17 protein-coding genes are annotated in these 21,229 nt (G+C 46.2%); 15 read left to right on the top strand and 2 right to left on the bottom strand.

Annotation, left to right across the window (positions count from 1 at the left end):
- Window positions 1-78 precede the first annotated feature (78 nt).
- Window positions 79-960 (top strand): LysR substrate-binding domain-containing protein, encoded by an 882-nt coding sequence (locus RH89_RS26035; RefSeq protein WP_004408479.1) that lies wholly within the window; start codon window positions 79-81, stop codon window positions 958-960.
- Window positions 961-1,000: 40 nt separating this feature from the next.
- Entirely contained in the window at window positions 1,001-1,510 is a 510-nt protein-coding gene (tadA, locus tag RH89_RS26030; protein WP_004408478.1) for a tRNA adenosine(34) deaminase TadA, read from the top strand.
- A gap of 474 nt (window positions 1,511-1,984) precedes the next feature.
- On the opposite strand, the gene mltF is transcribed toward tadA, so the two are convergent.
- Window positions 1,985-3,559 carry a membrane-bound lytic murein transglycosylase MltF gene (gene mltF / locus RH89_RS26025; protein ID WP_004408473.1) on the bottom strand — a complete coding sequence of 525 codons (1,575 nt, stop codon included), beginning with the start codon at window positions 3,557-3,559 and terminating at the stop codon, window positions 1,985-1,987.
- A 329-nt stretch (window positions 3,560-3,888) separates the two neighbouring features.
- Here mltF and purL point away from each other — a divergent pair, with 329 nt between their 5' ends.
- The 6 genes from purL (at window position 3,889) to RH89_RS25995 (ending at window position 12,338) form a co-directional block, all read left to right on the top strand.
- Window positions 3,889-7,782 (top strand): phosphoribosylformylglycinamidine synthase, encoded by a 3,894-nt coding sequence (gene purL, locus RH89_RS26020; RefSeq protein ID WP_004408472.1) that lies wholly within the window; start codon window positions 3,889-3,891, stop codon window positions 7,780-7,782.
- A 247-nt stretch (window positions 7,783-8,029) separates the two neighbouring features.
- Complete coding sequence (locus tag RH89_RS26015) at window positions 8,030-9,013, top strand: TRAP transporter substrate-binding protein (RefSeq protein WP_004408471.1); 984 nt, start codon at window positions 8,030-8,032, stop codon at window positions 9,011-9,013.
- A 24-nt stretch (window positions 9,014-9,037) separates the two neighbouring features.
- Window positions 9,038-9,538, top strand: coding sequence for a TRAP transporter small permease (locus tag RH89_RS26010; RefSeq protein WP_004408470.1), 501 nt, complete (start codon window positions 9,038-9,040; stop codon window positions 9,536-9,538).
- Complete coding sequence (locus RH89_RS26005; protein WP_004408468.1) at window positions 9,535-10,836, top strand: TRAP transporter large permease; 1,302 nt, start codon at window positions 9,535-9,537, stop codon at window positions 10,834-10,836. The genes RH89_RS26010 and RH89_RS26005 overlap by 4 nt, the downstream gene beginning before the upstream one ends.
- A 46-nt stretch (window positions 10,837-10,882) precedes the next feature.
- On the top strand, window positions 10,883-11,899 hold the full coding sequence (locus RH89_RS26000) for a LacI family DNA-binding transcriptional regulator (RefSeq protein ID WP_038124432.1): 1,017 nt from the start codon (window positions 10,883-10,885) through the stop codon (window positions 11,897-11,899).
- 130 nt (window positions 11,900-12,029) lie between these two features.
- Window positions 12,030-12,338 carry a DUF3622 domain-containing protein gene (locus RH89_RS25995; protein ID WP_004408464.1) on the top strand — a complete coding sequence of 103 codons (309 nt, stop codon included), beginning with the start codon at window positions 12,030-12,032 and terminating at the stop codon, window positions 12,336-12,338.
- 66 nt (window positions 12,339-12,404) lie between these two features.
- Here RH89_RS25995 and RH89_RS25990 read toward each other — a convergent pair whose 3' ends face one another.
- Window positions 12,405-13,877, bottom strand: coding sequence for an aminoacyl-histidine dipeptidase (locus RH89_RS25990; RefSeq protein WP_004408462.1), 1,473 nt, complete (start codon window positions 13,875-13,877; stop codon window positions 12,405-12,407).
- Between the two features lie 436 nt (window positions 13,878-14,313).
- Between RH89_RS25990 and vcdP the strand changes: the two genes are divergently transcribed.
- From vcdP to RH89_RS25960, 7 genes are all read left to right on the top strand, one after another.
- Window positions 14,314-14,469, top strand: a complete 156-nt coding sequence (vcdP, locus tag RH89_RS30745; RefSeq protein WP_483050723.1) for a small protein VcdP — start codon at window positions 14,314-14,316, stop codon at window positions 14,467-14,469.
- Window positions 14,470-14,942: 473 nt separating this feature from the next.
- Window positions 14,943-16,238, top strand: a complete 1,296-nt coding sequence (locus tag RH89_RS25985) for an NCS2 family permease (protein ID WP_004408459.1) — start codon at window positions 14,943-14,945, stop codon at window positions 16,236-16,238.
- 29 nt (window positions 16,239-16,267) lie between these two features.
- The gene (gene gpt, locus RH89_RS25980) at window positions 16,268-16,723 is read left to right on the top strand and encodes a xanthine phosphoribosyltransferase (RefSeq protein WP_004408457.1); all 456 of its coding nucleotides are present in this window, start codon (window positions 16,268-16,270) and stop codon (window positions 16,721-16,723) included.
- A gap of 127 nt (window positions 16,724-16,850) precedes the next feature.
- Entirely contained in the window at window positions 16,851-18,104 is a 1,254-nt protein-coding gene (frsA, locus tag RH89_RS25975; RefSeq protein ID WP_004408455.1) for an esterase FrsA, read from the top strand.
- Between the two features lie 144 nt (window positions 18,105-18,248).
- Entirely contained in the window at window positions 18,249-18,638 is a 390-nt protein-coding gene (gene crl, locus RH89_RS25970; protein ID WP_004408452.1) for a sigma factor-binding protein Crl, read from the top strand.
- Window positions 18,639-18,756: 118 nt separating this feature from the next.
- Window positions 18,757-19,896 (top strand): glutamate 5-kinase, encoded by a 1,140-nt coding sequence (proB, locus tag RH89_RS25965; protein WP_086027459.1) that lies wholly within the window; start codon window positions 18,757-18,759, stop codon window positions 19,894-19,896.
- A gap of 18 nt (window positions 19,897-19,914) precedes the next feature.
- The gene (locus RH89_RS25960) at window positions 19,915-21,165 is read left to right on the top strand and encodes a glutamate-5-semialdehyde dehydrogenase (RefSeq protein ID WP_004408450.1); all 1,251 of its coding nucleotides are present in this window, start codon (window positions 19,915-19,917) and stop codon (window positions 21,163-21,165) included.
- The last annotated feature ends 64 nt before the right edge of the window (window positions 21,166-21,229 follow it).

Genomic DNA, 21,229 nt, shown 5'->3' with positions numbered 1-21,229 from the left:
TCTCAGTTGATAATCAGGCTAAAATGAAAATAACTATTACATATTTGTAATAATGATTTTTGCGATAAGAGGTTGATTATGGAGCAATGGGAAGGGGTAACAGAGTTTGTTGCCGTTGCTGAACAGTCCAGTTTTACGTTAGCAGCTCAAAAATTATCAACTTCAGTCGCACAAGTGAGTCGTAAGATATCAAAGTTAGAACAACGGTTGTCTGTCAAGTTGCTGCTTCGTACCACGCGTAAAGTGACTTTGACCGATGCTGGTAAGGTTTATTATCAGCACTGTCGGCACCTTGTTGACGGGCTGGAGTTTGCCGAACAAGCCGTGACGGAGTTGCAAAGTACTCTGAAAGGCAAAATAAAGCTGACGGCACCTGTTACCTACGGCGAGCAAATGCTGGCACCTGTACTGAGCGAGTTTTTGACCATTTATCCCGAAGTAGAGCTGGATTTTCATTTATCCAACCAAAAGCTCGATATGTTAGAACACGGTTTCGATCTCGCTATTCGCCTTGGACACCTTGGCGACTCGACCTATATTGCGAAGCGGTTGGGGTCTCGTCAGATGCACGTTTGTGCCAGCCCTGACTATATAGAAAAGCATGGTGAGCCGCGCGCACTACTGGAGCTGTCTCAGCATCAATGCCTGATTGGTAACCATCCGTACTGGCGATTTATAGAAAATGGTCATAAGCGACAACTTTCTGTAGAAGGGCGGATGACGTGTGACAGCGGGCGAGTACTGATTAACGCCGCACTAAATGGCATTGGAATCGTGCAGTTACCGGATTACTACGTTCATCAGCATATGGCGACAGGTAAACTGGTGGAACTGCTGACAGATTTTCGGGACACCAAAGAAGGGATCTGGGCGCTTTATCCTAATAATCGTTACCTGTCTTCTAAGGTCCGTCTGCTGATCGACTTTCTAGCCGAAAGACTGTCCATTTATTCAAACTAGAATATAATCCGCCTCAGAAGCCGATACATCGAGAAAAAACGTGCCTTTTAGCGAACAAGACGAACAGTTTATGCGCCATGCCATGGCGTTAGCAGACAGAGCCGAACAGGAAGGGGAAGTCCCAGTCGGCGCTGTTCTGGTCAAAGACGGAGAAGTTATTGCCGAAGGGTGGAATCGCTCGATTGGTCAGCACGACGCGACTGCCCATGCCGAAATTCAGGTACTCCGCAAAGCGGGTTCAGCCATTGAAAACTATCGTCTGCTAGATACCACTTTGTACGTGACGCTAGAGCCTTGCCCCATGTGTGCTGGTGCTCTGCTTCATAGCCGTGTAAAGCGCATTGTTTATGGCGCGCCCGATTTAAAAGCGGGGGCAGCAGGTACAGTATTAAATCTGTTTGAAAGCCAGGCGTCATATCACTATGCAGTAATAGAGTCCGGTTTGCTGGAACAAGAGTGTCGCGAACAGTTACAGAGTTTTTTCAAGAGAAGACGTAAAGAGAAGAAAGCGCTGAAAGAGAAGAAATCTAATGGCAAACACCAGGACTGATGTTTGCCGTTTAGAAATACCGTATCTTCTGAATTAAGAGTCGAAGCAAAGAGCAAAAGCTCTGCTACGCCAAATCACTTTTTTCTTGTTATTGGCAAGCATTCGCTTACGACGGTTAGAAGATACAGCCTTTTGGAGCAGTCGTTTAGACGACTTTCTTTTGGAGAACATAGTTTCTCTCCTCTACCAAGCTAACAATAACGGCGCTGTTTTGTTTTTCTGGCACCGCCCAATCACTCATTCCACCGCTTTTCACTACGTCTTGTCTGCGGCGAAAAGTGAGATTTCGTTTACTGCGAAGCACTGTTTATAAGCTTCGATTGTTACGGGTTGATGACGAATCAAGATCAATCACCATCCCGTTCAATGTAAGGGCGAATTTAACATTTTTCAAGTGGTAGGATTTTGTTGTCGAATGACTGCTATTCAAGAGAGAAAAATTCGCGCCCGAAAGAGGATTCGAGCGCGGTAGGATTACTTCTTATCTTCTGTTGATTTACTTTCTTCTGAAGACGCCTTGTTTGAATCAACGTTCTCTTTTTCAGAGGGCTCTTCGTCGTTTGTAGTTTCAGCATTAGAAACCGACTCTGACGCAGAAGAGCCTGCTGCGGAAGAGATAGGCACATCAATCACCTGTAAGTCATCAATACTGAGCTCTTCATTATCGATTCGCTGTTTATCCACATGACCAATGATCGATTGGTAGTAGCGACGGATATTTTCTACGTAGTTCCTAGCTTCATCGCCACGCGCGTAACCATAGCGTGTTTTACTGTAGAACTCTTTTTTGCGTAGCAAAGGCAGGCGATCTTTCACATCTGCCCATGAATCCGGGTCGCCACCCTGACGTTTGGTCAGGCGGCGCGCGTCCATCATGTGACCATAACCGACGTTATAAGACGCTAATGCAAACCAGATTTTCTCATGCTCTGAAATGGAATCGGGTACGCGATCCACAATACGTCGCAAGTACTCCACACCACCACGTACAGATTGCTCCGGGTCGAGCCGGTTTTTCACCCCGACACTTTTCGCAGTAGGCAGGGTTAACATCATCATGCCCCGAACACCGGTTGGCGATTTAGCCAGAGGGTTCCAATGGGATTCCTGATAGGCCAAAGCAGCGATCAAACGCCAGTCAAACTCGTTGGAATGCTTTTTAAACAGGGATTCCCACTTTGGAAGCTTACTGTCCAGAGCACGAATAAAGGCACGTGTGTCAACGAAATCGAAGCTTTCTACGTGACCGAAGTATTTCTCTTCCAAACGTGCCAAGTCACCGGATTGTTTCAGCAGACCGAAGAATTCAATCAGTAAGGCATACAGGCTTTCGTCGTCGCTGCGACGCATGTACCAGGAAATAGGCTGATCTTCTGTCAGTTCAAAAGCGAGTGCCAAAGAAGGGTAGAGGCGCTGAGAAAGTGACAATTCTACAGAATCCGCCATCGTCAGTGCCAGTTCACCTTTGTAGACCTTTTGAAGGAGATCATTAACGTCTGCATCGTGTTCATCTCGGTAGATGAGCCCAGGTTTTTCTTTTTGCAGTGCTTTTAACGTACGTTCAAAGTGAGAATCTTTCACCACGACAATAGGGATTTGTTTGTCGACGAGCTGGTCGACATTACGTGGCCTCCAGGTGCCTTTTTTGTAGACCACTTGCTGAGAAACGTAATAGTAAGCGGGACCTGCTCTAAACTGCTTTAGTCTGTCTGGGGTTTGGCTCAGGCCTGCGGCAATCATGTCAATTTCGCCACGTTCTAGTGCTGGGAACAGCTCAGCTAAACGATAGGCAGGTTTCATTTCAAGTTTTACGCCCAATTCGTCAGCAAATCGCTTCGCCAGTTCGAAATCCAACCCGGTTGGACCATCAGGACCAATGTAATAAGACAGTTGGTTATTTAAGGTTCCGACTCTCAACGTGCCTCTTTCGCGAACTTTTTCCAGTTCGCTCTTGGGGTTCGATTCTATCTGACAGCCAGCCAGCACAAGGCTGAAAAGGGAGAAAAGTGTTAATCGCCTTAACCAAACTAACGGGGCAAAATTACTCAAAGTGACATACTCATATTAAAGCTGAGCCCTCTTTATATCAAAGCAGGTCAGTAGGGCAAAGTCAGATGCTTAAAAAGAATTAAAAAGCGCGAGCTGGTGGATGAAAGTTCACTCATCTACTCAACCGAGGTCAGAATTGAGAGGCGTCTGAAACCGCGTGCGACAAAAAAAGACGCAAACGGTTGCTATTTGAGGTTACGTCACAAATTTTTTCCTCTATAATACGCCCGCAAAAGCGAGGTGAAATTGGTATGAGTTTTCGGGTTGATTCTAACTCATTGAATTTATTGCAATATCACCTTAACTAACTGCATAAGAGACCTAAGCACATGAGAATTTTGCGTGGCTCCCCAGCTCTTTCTGAGTTTCGTGTTAACAAATTACTTGAACTTTGTCGTGAGCAAAGCCTGCCAGTAACAGGTATTTACGCTGAGTTTATGCACTTTGCTGACCTGACAGCGGATCTAGATGCGTCTGAACTCGACAAGCTAGAAAAACTGCTGACTTACGGTCCAACGATCGAAGAGCACGAGCCAGAAGGTCTTCTACTTCTTGTGACTCCACGTCCGGGTACTATTTCTCCTTGGTCCTCTAAATCCACGGATATCGCCATCAACTGTGGTCTTGAGAAAGTAAAACGTCTTGAGCGCGGCACGGCGTACTACATTGAAACGTCGGCTGAACTGTCTGGCGAGCAAACTCAGGCAGTCAAAGCCCTGATTCATGATCGCATGATGGAATCTGTGTTCACTGATCTTGAAGCAGCATCTGCATTGTTCACAGTTGCAGAGCCTGCGCCAGTGGCTCACGTTGATATCTTAGCGGGCGGTCGAGCGGCGCTTGAAGAAGCAAACGTTTCTCTTGGTCTTGCCCTTGCAGAAGACGAAATCGACTACTTAGTGGAAAACTTCACTAAGCTGGGTCGTAACCCTAACGACATCGAGCTGATGATGTTTGCTCAGGCGAACTCAGAGCACTGTCGCCACAAAATCTTTAATGCAGACTGGACTATCGACGGCGAGCAGCAAGAGAAGTCTCTGTTTAAGATGATCAAGAACACCTTCGAGACTACGCCAGATCACGTACTGTCTGCTTACAAAGACAATGCGGCGGTAATGACAGGTTCGAAAGTCGGTCGTTTCTTCCCAAATCCTGAAACTCGCCAGTACAACTACCATCACGAAGATGCTCACATCCTGATGAAGGTAGAAACACACAACCACCCAACAGCGATTTCTCCTTGGCCAGGTGCTTCTACCGGATCCGGTGGTGAAATCCGTGACGAAGGCGCTACTGGTATTGGTGGTAAACCAAAAGCGGGTCTTGTTGGATTCACAACTTCTAACCTGCGTATTCCTGGTTACGAGCAACCTTGGGAAACGGATTTCGGTAAGCCGGGTCGTATCGTTAACGCTCTGGACATCATGCTAGAAGGTCCACTAGGTGGCGCAGCGTTCAACAACGAATTTGGTCGTCCTAACCTGTTAGGTTACTTCCGTACTTACGAAGAAAAAGTAACTTCTCACGCGGGTGAAGAAGTACGTGGTTACCACAAGCCGATTATGATTGCTGGTGGTATGGGTAACATTCGTGATGAGCACGTTCAGAAGAAAGAGATCCCAGTAGGTGCGAAACTTATCGTACTGGGTGGTCCTGCGATGAACATCGGTCTTGGTGGCGGTGCGGCATCTTCTATGGCTTCGGGTCAATCAGCTGAAGACTTAGACTTCGCTTCTGTACAGCGTGAAAACCCAGAGATGGAACGTCGTTGTCAGGAAGTGATTGATCGTTGTTGGCAGTTGGGTGAAGACAACCCAATCGCGTTTATCCACGATGTGGGCGCTGGCGGTATCTCAAATGCACTGCCAGAGTTATGTGACGACGGTGAGCGTGGTGGCAAGTTCCAGCTACGCGATGTTCCTAATGATGAGCTTAGCATGAGCCCGCTTGAAATCTGGTGTAACGAGTCACAAGAGCGCTATGTAATGGCGGTCGCACCAGAGAACATGGAAACTTTTGATGCTATCTGTAAGCGTGAACGTGCCCCTTATGCGGTAGTGGGTGAAGCAACTGAAGAACGCCACCTAACGCTGGAAGATTCACACTTCGACAACACGCCTATTGATATGCCAATGGACATCTTGTTAGGTAAAACACCTAAGATGCACCGTGAAGCGACCACACTTAAAGTGGAAAGCCCAGCTATCGCACGTGACGGCATCGAGCTGAACGAAGCGGCAGATCGTGTTCTTCGTCTTCCTACCGTGGCAGAAAAAACATTCCTTATCACCATTGGTGACCGTACTGTAACGGGCTTGGTTGCTCGTGACCAAATGGTTGGTCCTTGGCAGGTTCCAGTGGCGAACTGCGCAGTAACGGCGGCAAGCTACGATTCTTACCACGGTGAAGCGATGTCGATGGGTGAGCGTACACCAGTTGCACTGCTTGACTTCGGCGCGTCTGCCCGTTTAGCTGTAGGTGAGTCTCTGACGAACATTGCAGCGACAGACATTGGCGACATCAAGCACATCAAACTGTCCGCAAACTGGATGTCTCCAGCGGGTCACCCTGGGGAAGATGCTGGTCTTTATGAAGCAGTAAAAGCAGTGGGTGAAGAGCTATGTCCGGCACTAGGTCTGACTATCCCTGTGGGTAAAGATTCTATGTCGATGAAGACTAAGTGGAATGAAAACGGTGAGGACAAAGAAGTCACTTCGCCACTTTCACTGGTTATCACGGCATTTGGTCGTGTGGAAGACGTACGTAAGACAGTCACTCCGCAGCTATTAACAGACAAAGGTGAATCATCTTTGGTTCTGGTCGACCTGGGTAACGGTAAGAACCGTTTAGGTGCAACAGCACTGGCACAGGTATACAAACAGTTGGGTGACAAGCCTGCTGATGTAGACAACGCTGAGCAACTAAAAGGCTTCTTCGACGCAATGCAAACCCTTGTTCGTGATGACAAGCTGGTGGCATACCACGATAAAGGCGACGGTGGCTTGTTTGTCACTCTGGCAGAAATGGCATTCGCAGGTCACTGTGGTGTTCGTGCTAACATTGCAGAACTGGGCGAAGATGCATTAGCAGCACTATTCAATGAAGAATTGGGTGCTGTGGTTCAGGTTAAGAATGACGACTTGGATACAGTGCTTTCTACTCTGGCTGCGAATGGCTTGGAGACATGCTCTCACGTTATCGGTAGTGTTGAAGATTCTGACGACTTTGTTATCACTTCAGGTGATACAGTTGTGCTTGAGCGTTCACGCACAGAGCTGCGTACTATCTGGGCAGAGACAACGCACAAGATGCAAGGTCTCCGTGATAACCCTGCCTGTGCAGACCAAGAATTCGAAGCGAAGAAAGACAACTCAGACCCAGGTCTGAACGTCAAACTGAGCTACGACGTGAATGAAGACATCGCTGCACCATACATTGCGAAAGGCGCTAAACCTAAGATGGCAATCCTGCGTGAGCAGGGCGTTAACTCTCACGTTGAAATGGCTGCGGCGTTTGATCGCGCCGGTTTTGAAGCGACTGATATTCACATGAGCGACATCCTGACTGGTAAAGCAGTACTGGATGAGTACAACGGTCTTGTGGCGTGTGGTGGCTTCTCTTACGGTGACGTGTTAGGTGCAGGTGAAGGTTGGGCGAAATCCATCCTGTTCAACGGTCAGGCACGCGAGCAGTTTGAAGGCTTCTTCAAGCGTGAAGACACCTTCTCTCTTGGTGTGTGTAATGGCTGTCAGATGCTTTCAAACCTGAAAGAACTGATTCCTGGTGCTGACTTGTGGCCACGTTTCGTGCGCAACGAATCTGAGCGTTTCGAAGCACGTTTCAGCCTGGTCGAAGTTCAGAAGTCTGATTCTGTCTTCTTCAATGGTATGGAAGGTTCTCGTATGCCAATCGCAGTGTCACACGGTGAAGGTCGTGTTGAAGTTCGCGATGCAGAGCACCTAGCCGCAATTGAAGCGTCTGGTACAGTGGCGGTGCGTTACGTTGATAACCACGGTAACCCAACGCAGCAATACCCGAACAACCCGAACGGTTCTCCAAACGCAATCACGGGTCTGACGACACAAGATGGTCGTGTAACCATCATGATGCCTCACCCAGAGCGTGTGTTCCGTACCGTAGCCAACTCTTGGTCACCAGAAGGTTGGGGCGAGAACGGCGCTTGGATGCGTATGTTCCAAAATGCTCGCAAAAATGTCGGTTAATTGAGTTTTCGCTAGCAACTGAATCTCAGTTTACCGTAACCGCCAGAGTGAAAGCTCTGGCGGTTTTTTTATCCCTCTTTTTCCTCCATCCAAACAATGTCTCGACATTGCATTCGTATGCAGTTTTGTGATCAAAATGTTAATAATACTGTTGCTATGATTGTTTTTTGAGCATATTCTGATTTTGGCATACGTATGCAGTCTGCGTATCTCAACTTACTAATTAGGATTTCCATGGAGGGATATCATGAAACTTTCTTCACTAATCTTTTTGTTTAGTGGTGTGGTGGTTAGCGCATTTTCGCAGGCGGATACCACCATTCGTATTGGTCACGCAACACCGGAAGTGTCGCCAATACATCAGTCTTTACTCTATTTTGAAAAGGAACTGGAATCGCGCTCCGAAGGCAAGATTCAAGTAGAGATTTATCCTGGTGGGCAACTGGGTGGCGTTAGAGAGATGACGGAATTGGTACAGTCAGGGAGCATCACAATGACTACTGGGGCTTCTGTGCACCTGTCTTCGACTGTCAATGAACTGGCAGTTTTAGATCAATTCTTACTGTTCCCAGATGAAGAAACTGCTCGTGGTGTGTTAGATGGGAAAGCGGGCAAAGCATTGGGAGAAGCGATAGAGAATCGAGGATTGAAGTCAATGGGTTTTATGGAGCTCGGTTTTAGGAGCTTCACTAACAATCGTGCTCCGCTAGACAGTTATGAGTCTTTTAAAGGATTGAGAATGCGTTCAGCAGACAACCCTATAGCGATCAAAGCCTGGCGTTCTGTTGATGCGGTTCCCGTTCCTTTGGCGTGGGGAGAGATTTATTCTTCGTTGCAGCAAAACCTGATTGATGGGCAGGAAAGTGCTCTGTCTTCAATGATCATTGAACGTTTTTTCGAAGTACAGAAGTACGTTTCGCTGACAAAGCATATCTATTGGCCAGAGCTGTGGATTGCCAATTTGGATTGGTACCAAGATCTGCCGTCTGATGACCGAGTTTTGATCGATGAAGTGGCAAGAGAGACCGTTGTTCTGCAGCGCCAGCTTACTTTTGATACCAACACCAAAACCCTAGACGAACTCAAAGCGAAAGGGTTAAAGATTAACAGCCTGTATGACGATGACAGAAAACGCCTCGGTGAAACCATGAACTCTTCAATTGAAGCCGACATTCGCAAAAAAGTAGGTGACGCTTTTTACGAAGATTTCATGAATGCACTAAAACAGTAATCCAGAAGCGAAGAGGCGGTCGTTATGTGGCGTAGTATCGAAAAGTATTTTGAGCCAACCGTAATAGTCATAGCTCTTACAGCAATATTGGTGTTGGTATTTGCAGATGTCGTGGCACGGTTTGCCTTTTCCACGTCTATTGTGATTGCCAATGAACTTGCCCGCTTGTGTTTTGTGTACATGATTTATTTCGGGATCAGCTATGCGATTCGAGAGCATCGGCACATGCGAGTCACCCTGTTGGTAGATAGTTTACCTCAATGGTTACAGCGCCCAGTAATGGCTTTGGCTGAAGCTGTGTTCCTCACTTATTCGATTGCGGTGTGTTACCTCGGTATTGAGATCACTCAGCAAGCTGTCGAGCGTGGTAAAACCTTGTCTGCAACTCAGTGGTCTACAGCCGTACTCTACGCCGCCATCATCTTCTCTGGTTTACTTTGTACTTTGCGTCTGAGTTATTCACTGTATCGAATAGTGGTGCATGGGGAATCGTGTTTTGCACCCAAAGGAGGACAGGAAGAATGACGGCAATAATTTTGTTCGGTAGCTTTTTTGCTTTTTTACTGATTGGAGTTCCCATTGGTATTTCTCTGGGTGTCGCTTCTTTGCTTGCCATTGCCAATATTCCGTTTCTGAAATTTGACCTCTACGCGTTAGGTTTGGTTAGTGGAATAGACAGTTTTACGTTAATTGCCGTGGTGTTGTTTACGCTGGCAGGTAACCTAATGAGTCAGGGAGGGATTTCCCGCAGGCTAATTGCGGTTGCAGATAAGTTGTTTGGTCGGGCACCTGGAGATTTGGGCACAGTAACCATCATGGCGTGTCTGTTCTTTGCCGCAATTTCTGGTACTGGCAGTGCAACGGTAGCTGCTGTAGGGCTTGCGATGATCCCTGCTTTGGTCGAGCGGGGATATGATCGTGCCTACGCTGGTGCCATGGTGGCGAGTGCTGGTGGGTTGGGAGTAATGATTCCTCCTTCGGTCGTCATGATTGTGTATGCAGTGGCTGCGGGGGTTTCGGTTACTGCTCTATTTATGTCCGGAATTTTACCCGGAATGCTGATTGCACTTGTGCTGATGGGTTACAACTACATGGTCAGACGCCAGTCAGTCGGCATGGCGCCAGTTATACCTAAAGAGCCAACAAGCACTAGCGAAATCCTTAAAGTACTTAACGATGCCAAGCTTGCGTTGCTGATGCCTTTGGTTGTTCTGGGGGGAATTTATGGCGGCATTGTCACCCCTACCGAGTCGTCTGCTGTTGCAGTGGTTTACGCGCTGGTGGTGTCCTGTTTTGTTTATCGAGAACTGTCCGTAAAAGCTCTTCCAAAAATCATGTTGGAGTCTGCACTTTTGGTATCTGCAGTGCTCGTCATCATTGGTGCATCAGTTGCGTTCGGGCGAATTATCACCCTAGAACGAATTCCTTTGGAATTAGCGCAGTTTGTTGTGTCAGTGACGGAAAACAAATACTTGGTGCTAATTGCCGCCATAGTGTTGCTTCTGATTATTGGTACTTTTCTTGAAACTCTTGCATCGATCGTCATCCTTACGCCAGTTTTGTTGCCTGTACTGACAAAACTGGAAATCGATTTGATTCACTTTGGCATAGTCATGATAATTGCATTGGCAATCGGGTTTGTGACGCCTCCCCTTGGCGCGAACCTTTTTATGGCAGCACAAGTGGGTAAAATTCCTTTTGATCAACTGGCACGTAAAATACTGCCCTGGGTTGTGGTGATGGTGTTTGCCCTGATGATCATTGCATTTTTCCCAGCCATATCTCTGATATTGCCTGAGCTGTTTTTAGATTATGGAAAATAGTGGGAACTGGTAGTGAGCAAAAAGGGAAACAGAGTTGAAATATGTTGTGAAAAAGCCAAGTAGTGAAAAAGTTACATCGACGCAGGTAGCAAAATTAGCAGGTGTCAGTCAGTCAGCGGTTTCCCGGGTGTTTACGCCCGGAGCCAATGTGTCCAAGCGCATGTCTGAAAAAGTCAGAGCGGCGGCTGATAAACTCGGGTATCGCCCTAATGCTTTGGCTCGCTCACTGATCACAGGTAAAAGTCAGATCATCGGTTTGGTAGTGACCTATCTTGAAAATCAGTTTTACCCTCAAGCGATAGAGCGGCTTTCTAACGAGCTGCAGAAGTATGGTTACCACATACTGATCTTTATGGCGTCTAACGACAACAAGAACACCCAAACTGTAATTGATGAACTTCTGGATTATCAGGTCGATGGGATCATTACTGCGTCGGTTGGGTTATCGAATGACTTGACCGCGCGCTGCGAAGCAGCTGGCATCCCGATTGTTCTTTTCAACCGCCAGCAAGATTGTGACCATATTTCTGGTGTTTGTTCCGATAACGTGTCAGGTGGGCGTAAATTAGCTGAATTATTGGTGAATGCCGGGCATAAGCGCATCGCCCATATTGCCGGATGGGAGAGTGCATCGACTCAGCGGGATCGCGAAGCGGGCTTTATGTATGGCTTGCAAATGGCAGGGCAAACTTTATATGCCCGAGAAGTCGGAAACTTTGACTTTGAAGAAGCTAAAGAGGCGACCCGACGAATGTTTGCTGGCGAAGACATTCCAGATGCTGTTTTTGTTGCCAACGATCATATGGCGTTTGCCGTGATGGATGTGCTTCGCCATGAGCTCAAACTCAGAATACCTGAGGACGTTTCCGTCGTCGGATACGACGACGTTCCATTGAGTGCGTGGTCAAGTTACGACCTGACGACCATTCGCCAGCCAGTAGACAGAATGGTGGAAGAAACGGTCAGAACCTTATTGACTCATATAGATGAACCTGACTCTGAGGCTCGTCGAATTTCAATTGATGGTCCTCTGGTTTTAAGAGGCTCATGCCGATTACCTTAATTCACGCATTTCGTATATGAAGAGGTTTGGCGGCAAAAAAGAGCAGCGAAATGATTTTATTTATGCTCTAATACCGCGCTTGCCAAGGGATGGCTGAATCCCTTTACCGAAATCCCTTAGGAATACAGAAATGTCGAAAAACAGAAAGTTTGCTATCCGAGTCTCCGAAAAGCGCAAAGGCTGGACAGCAGAAATTACCCGCCAAGTGACTTCTCGCCGTACCATGGTATCGAAGCGTGAAAGTGGTTTTGAGTCTGAAGCACAGGCGCAAGACTGGGCGGAAAAAACACTGGCTGAATTTGTAGAGAATCAAGCAAAGCGTAACGATCGCAAAGCAGAAAAACGCAGCGAGCGTGAAGCCGCGGCATTGGCTGCCGCTGAAAAGAAAAAAGCATTCGAAGAAGCGAGAAAAATCGCTGACGAAGAAGACGGCGAATAAAACGTCTTTCCTAAGATACAAAAAGGCTGGCAAATTGATTTGCCAGCCTTTCTTTTTTGCAGGAGATTACTTTTTCTCAGGAATCGCTTCTAGCAGTGCGACCATCTGCTCCCAGTAAAGTGCAACCGTATCGATTTTCACTTTTTCATCAGGAGAGTGTGGGAATTTGATTGTTGGACCAAAAGAAACCATATCCATTTCAGGGTAAGGTTCTTTAAACAGACCACACTCAAGACCAGCGTGGATAACCATGATGTTTGGCTTGTGACCGTAAATGCCTTCATACATGTCACGGAAAATTGCCATGATCTCTGAATCTGCATCAGGTTTCCAACCAGGGTACGCGCCAGAGAAATCAATTTGAGCACCAGCAAGCTCGGCAATAGAGCGAAGCGTACTTTCGACTTGCTGACGACCAGAGTCGATCAGAGAGCGGATAAGACAAAGTACAGTTACTTTATCAGCTTCAGTCGTGATTACACCTACGTTCAAAGACGTTTCCACTACACCTTCGATATCGTCACTCATGCGAATCACACCATTTGGCGCAGCGTTCAAAGCGGCGATGAAGCGAGATTGATCTGCTTGAGAGAATACACCGCTAGTGGCGTCAGAATCTTCATTGAAAGAAACAATGTCAGTTTCGATACGACCTAGCTCAGCACTAAGAAGCTCAGTGTAGGTTGAAAGTAGTTCGGCAAGTTTGTCTTGGTTGGCAGCCGGTACTGCGACCGTTACCCAAGCTTCACGCGGGATTGCGTTTCGTAGGCTACCACCACGGAAATCGATTAGACGTAGATCCAGTTCTTGTGCATGACCTGCCAGGAAGCGAGCGAATAGTTTGTTCGCATTGCCGCGACCAGTGTGGATATCACAACCAGAGTGACCACCCTTTAGACCTTTCAGTGTGAGCAGGCGAGTCACGTAACCTTCCGGAAGCGCTTCACGGGTGATGTCGAATGTGATTGAGCTATCGATACCACCAGCACAGCCCATGTAAACTTCGCCTTCTTGCTCGGAATCAGTGTTAAGAAGGATATCACCCTCCAACCAGCCTTTTTCCAGACCAAAAGCACCCGTCATACCAGCTTCTTCATCAATGGTTAGAAGCACTTCTAAAGGACCGTGCTTAATATCATCTGATGCCAGAACCGCCAGACAAGAAGCCATACCGATACCGTTGTCAGAACCTAGGGTAGTGCCTTTCGCCGTAACCCACTCGCCGTCGATATATGGTTGGATAGGGTCTTTTGTGAAGTCGTGGTCAGTGTCTTCGTTTTTCTGAGGCACCATATCAATGTGTGCTTGAAGAACAACGCCTTTTTTATTTTCCATACCAGGAGTTGCTGGCTTTTTGATGAAGACGTTTCCTGTTGGGTCGCGCTTTACATCAAAACCTTGTTCAGTCGCCCAATTAACGATGTATTGCGCGAGCTCTTCTTCATGTTTGGAAGGGTGAGGGATTGAACAAATCTTGTCGAAAAACTGCCAAAGTTTAGCGGGTTGCAACTGGCTGATTTCAGAATGGAACTCAGACACGGAAAACTCCTTTATTTTTTGAATACTGACAGGATGAAATTGTAAGTGGAGAGCAGGAAGCTAACCAAAAATCGCAACCATAGAACTGATTGCCACATTTCATCCTAATCAGCTCTGTGACGATGGGCTTAGAATACCATTTCCCTATCGGATTTACGTACCAATTCTCAATCTAATCTTTAGCAAGTGCGTAACAAATAGTTGGCAGTACCCAATTTGGTGATGGATATATCAAAATTTCTCGTAAGTTGTTATGAAATAAGTTTATTAATAAATTGTCATTATTTGATATTTTTGTAATTTAATTACATTGATAATTTGATTCATCGCAACTTTGGAAGTTTTTTGTGATCTAGATCGATTTAGATCTTGTAATTATTTTTCGTGATGGTATATTGGCAACCAACTTCAGAGATGAAGAGAAAATGCTCAAAGGATGAGTCCGTTTATCGCCTCCAAGGAACTGAGAATCAACTTTTGTTTAATTGATTTAAAGGTGATAACTATGAAAGGTTTACCGTCTGCGATGTTCTGGAATGTACCATCTATTTACACAGGTAACTTCGCATACCCAACCAGCTTTGGTTACTAGTCATAATCAAAGTGTGATTGAACTAATTGTTCACCCCTATAATTGGAATTCATATATAACCCAGTTTTTTTGCTGTCGGGATATCAAGATTCTACCGCCACTCAAGTTGAGTGGCGTTTTTTTATGCCTAAGAAATTCCCATTCCGTGACTTTTACCTCACATAAGCCTGCAATTTCATAACAGGCTCATTTTTAAACACTACCGTCACCAAATTTCTACGAAATGTGTACTTAGTCTAACAATGTGTTCATATTTCAACCTACAATGATGAGCTCTATGCGAAGACGGCATAGTCAAAAGTTAAGGGATTAAGTGATTGATATAAATGGTAAAGATGTGATGTGCATTCTTTATGAGTTATAGAGAAAGGGTAGAGCTTTAATTCTAGCTAGAATTTGATATTTGATATCTTTATAATTCGCGCCAATCGATTACGCAAACGTTTATTTTACACATTTTTAGGGACTCGATTATGCTCGAAAGGCTATTCAAATTGAGTGAGCACAATACCAGCGTGCGCACGGAAATCATTGCCGGGTTGACTACCTTCCTCACCATGGCTTACATCATTTTTGTTAACCCAGCAATTCTTGCTGATGCGGGTATGGATCGCGGTGCGGTGTTTGTCGCGACCTGTCTTGCCGCAGCGGTGGGTTGTTTCATTATGGGTTTTGTTGCCAACTATCCGATTGCGCAGGCTCCAGGAATGGGCTTGAACGCCTTTTTTACCTATTCCGTTGTTTTAGGAATGGGTCATACGTGGCAAGTCGCACTGGCAGCTGTATTTGTCTCCGGTATTTTATTCATTCTTCTTAGTGTGTTTAAGATTCGTGAGTGGATCATTAACTCCATTCCAATGTCTTTAAGAACGGGTATTTCTGCTGGTATCGGTTTGTTCCTGGCGTTTATCGGTCTTAAAAATGCGGGTATTGTTGTTGATAACCCAGCAACGTTTGTCTCTTTAGGTGCGATTACTTCTCTTCCTGCTGTTTTGGCTTCTTTGGGCTTTTTCCTGACGATAGCTCTTGTACATAAAGGAGTGAAAGGCTCTGTTATGATCGCGATTCTGGCGATCACCGGTCTGGGCCTGGCATTTGGTGATGTGCAGTGGGGCGGTGTAGTTTCAATGCCACCAAGCATTGCGCCAACATTCATGCAATTGGATTTCTCTGCCGTATTTGAAATTGGCATGATTTCTGTGGTGTTTGCATTCTTGTTTGTCGATTTGTTCGATACAGCAGGTACTCTGGTTGGTGTTGCACAAAAAGCTGATCTGATTCAGAAAGATGGCAAAATTCCTCGCCTGAACCGTGCCCTTCTTGCGGATTCGACCGCTACCTCTGTGGGTGCCGTTCTGGGTACGTCGAACACGACTTCTTACATCGAAAGTGTATCTGGTGTTGCTGCGGGTGGTCGCACAGGTTTAACGGCGGTTGTAGTTGGCATTTTGTTCTTACTTGCTTTATTCTTCTCGCCATTAGCTGGCATGATCCCCGCTTATGCAACAGCAGGTGCGCTATTTTATGTTGCAATCCTAATGCTCTCTGGCTTGGTTAGTATCGACTGGCGCGATCTGACTGAAGCGGCTCCTGTTGTTGTGACGTGTCTTCTTATGCCTTTAACCTTCTCAATCGCAGATGGTATCGCATTAGGCTTTATCGCTTATGCGGCAATCAAAGGTTTAAGTGGTAAAGCGAAAGATGTGTCCATAAGTGTATGGGTGATGGCAGCCATCTTCACAATTAAATTCGTTCTTAGCGCCGCTTAAGATTTCGTCTAAACAGGTTTATAACAATTATGAGTAACAAATTTATCATCTCCTGGGACAACATGCAGATGTACTGTCGTCAGCTTGCCGAGCGTCAAATGCCTGCTGAACAATGGAAAGGCATTATTGGTGTGAGTCGCGGTGGTTTGGTTCCTGCTGCTATTTTGGCGCGTGAACTGGGTATTCGCTACGTAGATACCGTATGCATCTCTAGCTATGATCACGACCATCAGCGTGACATGACCGTTCTGAAAGCACCTGAAGGAGACGGTGAAGGTTTCCTGATTGTTGATGACCTGGCAGACAGTGGTGATACTGCGCGTAAAATCCGCGATATGTATCCAAAAGCAAAGCTGATTACTGTGTGTGCGAAGCCAGCAGGTATAGACCTCGTTGACGATTATATTGTTGATATTCCTCAGGACACGTGGATTGAGCAGCCATGGGATATGGCGCTTACCTTTGTTGATCCAATCAACAAGTAATCGCTAATCCGAAGCTGAATGCTTCGTCAGACACTCAAATTTTCAAAATGACCCTGCTATAGGGTCATTTTTTTTATTACTATTAGGGACAAAGTTTCCCAATTCCACTGAAAAAGATCCTTGTCTTATGTCCATATCTGAAGAGCAAACCAGCAAAAACCTTTCAGAAGAACTGTTCCAGAACCACCGCCAAGCTAAAGAAACGTCAGCCCTTGTTCGCTATATGCCCAGTAATGAATCCTATCTGGATAAAAAGCGTGAAGAGCAGGGAGAGTCATGGTATCGAACGCTAAGAAAAATGCAGTGGATTTGGCAGGGAATCGAACCATTGGAGCTGGAAAGCGTTTTATCTCGTATCGCCTCTTCTGAACATTCACGAACTCACGATGAGTGGCTGGATACCGTGATGGGGTACCACTCGGGAAACTGGACGTATGAATGGATTCATCAAGGAATGATCAATCAGAAAAAAGGCGATGAGCTGAAGGGCGAGGAGGCTAGCAACGCTTACTTCAATGCTAGCTTGTGTTTTAGCATTGCCGGGTATCCGCATATCAAAGGGGATAGCTTATCTATACAGGCTCAGGTTCTGGTACACAAAGCGTATGACAAGGCGATGGAGCACAGCCAATACGTGACTAAAAAAGTCGAAGTGCCTTTTGGTAAGCGGAAAATTAAAGCCAATTTGCATCTGCCTCATACCGACAGGCAGCTGCCAGTCGTGATTGTCAGTGCTGGGCTGGATAGCTTACAGTCGGATATGTGGCGACTGTTCAGAGATTACCTTGCGCCAAATGACATCGCTATGCTGACTCTGGATATGCCTTCGATAGGACACAGCAGTCATTGGGATCTGACTGAAGATTCGAGTTGTCTTCATAAAGCCGTATTGGATGAGCTACCTAACCTGCCTTGGGTTGATCACTTTAAAGTAGGGTTGGTCGGGTTCCGGTTTGGTGGCAATGCAGCGGTAAGGTTGAGCTTCTTGGAACAGGATAGAATCAAAGCTTGCGTTGCTCTTGGGGCGCCAATTCATGATGTTCTTTCATCCACGGATAAGCTGCTTCAAATGCCGAAGATGTATTTGGACATGCTGGCTTCTCGTCTGGGTAAGGATGTTGTCGATATCCACAGCCTGGCGGGACAAATGAGAGCTTGGTCGTTAAAAGCTCAAGGTTTCTTGAGTAGCCGACGTACTCAGGTGCCTATTCTGGCAATAGGGCTGGAAGGAGACCCAGTTTCTCCCTATTCCGATAACAAACTAGTGTCATTTTTTAGTCAAGGCGGTAAGGCAAAGAAAGTGCCTTCTAAATCAATTTCGCAAGGATATGAGGAAGCTCTCTCATTGGCGATGCAATGGCTAAAAGATGAACTAAAATAATGACTTTTGATCTATTTTAGTCAATGATTAAGTATATCTGTCCAATTTATCCTGCGCATGAATTGGCAGATATCCATGCTCTGGCAGGTAGCAATTGAGCATGGAAAAAACTAATAAATCTAAAAACTGAAATGGAGATTCAATATGGCTGAAAATACTGCGAATCCCACACACTTTCGTTTGCTATCGGCTCTAAAAGCGATAGGCCCGTACTTGCGAGAGAAGGAATCTCAGGAAGGTCATTACTTGTTTGATTGCTTGTCTGTTTGCGTTAATGACAAAAAGTCACCGGAGGAGAGAGAATTTTGGGGGTGGTGGTTAGATTTCGACAAGCAAGAGGAAGGCTTCGTCGCTAACTACAGTTTAGGGCTCTATAATCTTGAAGGTAATTGGGAAGCGAAAGCTATTCCCAAAAAAGCACAGGATGAGGTCACCAGAACCCTGGAAGACTTTGATAAAAAACTGAAAAAAGCGTTATCTGAGCGATTTGAAATTGATTATGAATTGCATAAAGAATCAGTAGAAGTCACTTAAATCACGCATTTGAATTGCTTCATGCATAAAAAGGCGCATTTTTGCGCCTTTTCTTCTTGTTAAAACCTCACTTCATTGTTACAACATCTGTTCTTCGTTTGTTTTAACCAAATTGACAATGACAATGAATCAAAAAATCGGGAAAGCCTCCCAAACTCAAACTATCGTGGTGAAATTAGGAACCAGTGTGCTGACAGGTGGCACTTTGGAGATCAATCGACCCCACATGGTTGAGCTAGTCAGACAATGTGCAGAGTTGAAAAAGCAAGGTCACTCTGTGGTTCTGGTTTCTTCTGGTGCGATTGCAGCAGGCAGAGAGCACTTAGGCTACCCGACATTGCCCAACAACATGTCGAGTAAGCAATTACTGGCAGCGGTTGGGCAAAGCCGATTGATCCAAACTTGGGAATCGCTGTTTGATTTATTTGGTCTTAAAATCGGTCAAATGCTGTTAACTCGTGCTGATCTGGAAGACAGAGAAAGGTTTCTCAATGCGCGTGATACCATTCAGGCTCTGGTCGAGAATGACATTATCCCAATTGTGAATGAGAACGATGCAGTTGCGACCTCTGAAATCAAAGTCGGGGACAACGACAACCTGTCAGCACTGGTCGGCATTCTGTGCAGCGCAGATAAGCTTCTGCTTCTGACCGATCAGCCAGGTCTTTTTACTGCCGATCCACGAAAAGACCCAAACGCAGAACTCATAAAAGAAGTGAAAACGATTGATGACACGCTGCGCAAGATTGCGGGTGGCAGTGGCACAACGTTGGGCACTGGTGGCATGGCAACCAAGCTTCAGGCCGCTGACATAGCAAGGCGAGCAGGGATCGAAGTTATCATTGCTGCTGGCAGCGGGCAAAATGTCATTTTCGATGCCTTGAGCCCGTCGCCACAAGGCACTCGATTCTTACCGCTGGAAGAATCTTTAGAAAACCGTAAGCGCTGGATTCTGGCTGGTCCCGCCGCCAGTGGCGACATTATTATTGATGAAGGTGCCGTCAACGCTGTAATTACCCGTGGTAGCAGTTTACTCGCCAAAGGTGTGGTTAATGTCAGTGGTTCATTTGCACGTGGTGAAGTAGCTAGAGTTACAACATCGGGCGGGCAGCTCGTCGCGAAAGGAATCGCAAGTTATTCAAGTGGCGATCTCGCCAAGATCATTGGAAAGCACAGCAAAGATATCAGTTCAATATTAGGTTATGAGTACGGTGCAGAAGTCATTCACCGCGATGATCTTGTTGTGATTCAAGAATAAGTTTTAAGGAGAAAAGTCGTGAATTTAACAAATATGGGAAAGGCTGCAAAAGACGCAGCTTTCCATCTGGCTACTGCATCCACTGCTCAAAAAAACAAAGCGCTTGCAATCATTGCGGATGAGTTGGAAGCCAATGAACAGATCATTCTCGAAGCCAACGCCAAAGATATAGAAGCAGGCAGACAAGCGGGGCTAACAGAAGCCTTGCTGGACCGACTGCTTTTGAACAAGGAGCGCCTTGCTGGGATTGCCAGTGATGTGCGTAACGTCATCAACTTAACAGATCCGGTTGGCAGCGAAATAGATAGCAAGGTGCTAGAAAATGGCATGTTTCTGACGAAGCGCCGAGTGCCACTTGGTGTTGTCGGAGTCATTTACGAAGCGCGTCCTAATGTAACGATTGATATCGCTGCACTGTGTTTGAAAACGGGTAATGCCAGTATTCTTCGCGGCGGTAAAGAGACCTTCCATTCCAATATGGAGCTAGTGAAAGTTATCCAGTCGGCGCTTGAGAAGGCAGAGCTGCCAGCCGCGTCGGTGCAGTATATTGAAAAGCCAGATCGTGAACTGGTATCTCAGCTTCTTAAGCTGGATGAATATGTAGACATGATCATCCCGCGTGGAGGCGCTGGTCTGCACAAAATGTGTAAAGAAAACAGCAATATTCCTGTAATTATCGGTGGATTTGGTATCAGCCATATTTTTGTCGATGAAAGTGCCGATTTAGAGCGTTCTCTGGATGTGGTGGAGAACGCCAAAGTACAGCGTCCGTCTGCTTGTAACGCGCTCGATACTTTGCTTGTCCATGAAGCGGTTGCTGACGAATTTTTACCAAAGTTGGTTACGAAAATGTCCGAAAAAGTGGCGTTTGTCGCGGATTCAAGTGCTAAAGCACTGCTTTTAGAAGCAAAAGATCTTCGCGATGCCAAAGACGGGGATTTTGATACAGAGTGGCTCAGCTTCACACTGGGAATCAAAGTGGTCAAAGATCTTGATGAAGCCATTCATCACATGCGTGTGCACAATGCCAGTCACTCAGACGCCATTATGTCAAACGACCTAGTGAACACTGAACGCTTTATCAATTCAGTCGATTCAGCAGCGGTATATGTGAACGCGTCAACCCGTTTTACCGACGGTGCTCAGTTTGGTTTAGGAGCCGAAGTTGCGGTATCCACGCAGAAACTGCACGCTCGCGGTCCAATGGGTTTAGAAGAATTAACCAGTTACAAATGGGTCGGAAAAGCGAACTATTTGCCGCGTAGTTAACAAAATATGTGCTTAAGTATCGATAAGGGCTCCTCGTGAGCCCTTTTTGCTTTTCTCAACCTGT

Source organism: Vibrio nigripulchritudo ATCC 27043 (genome assembly GCF_000222685.1).
GTDB lineage: Bacteria > Pseudomonadota > Gammaproteobacteria > Enterobacterales > Vibrionaceae > Vibrio > Vibrio nigripulchritudo.
The sequence above is the reverse complement of the archived record's forward strand: the minus strand, read 5'-3'. Positions and strand labels throughout refer to the sequence as shown.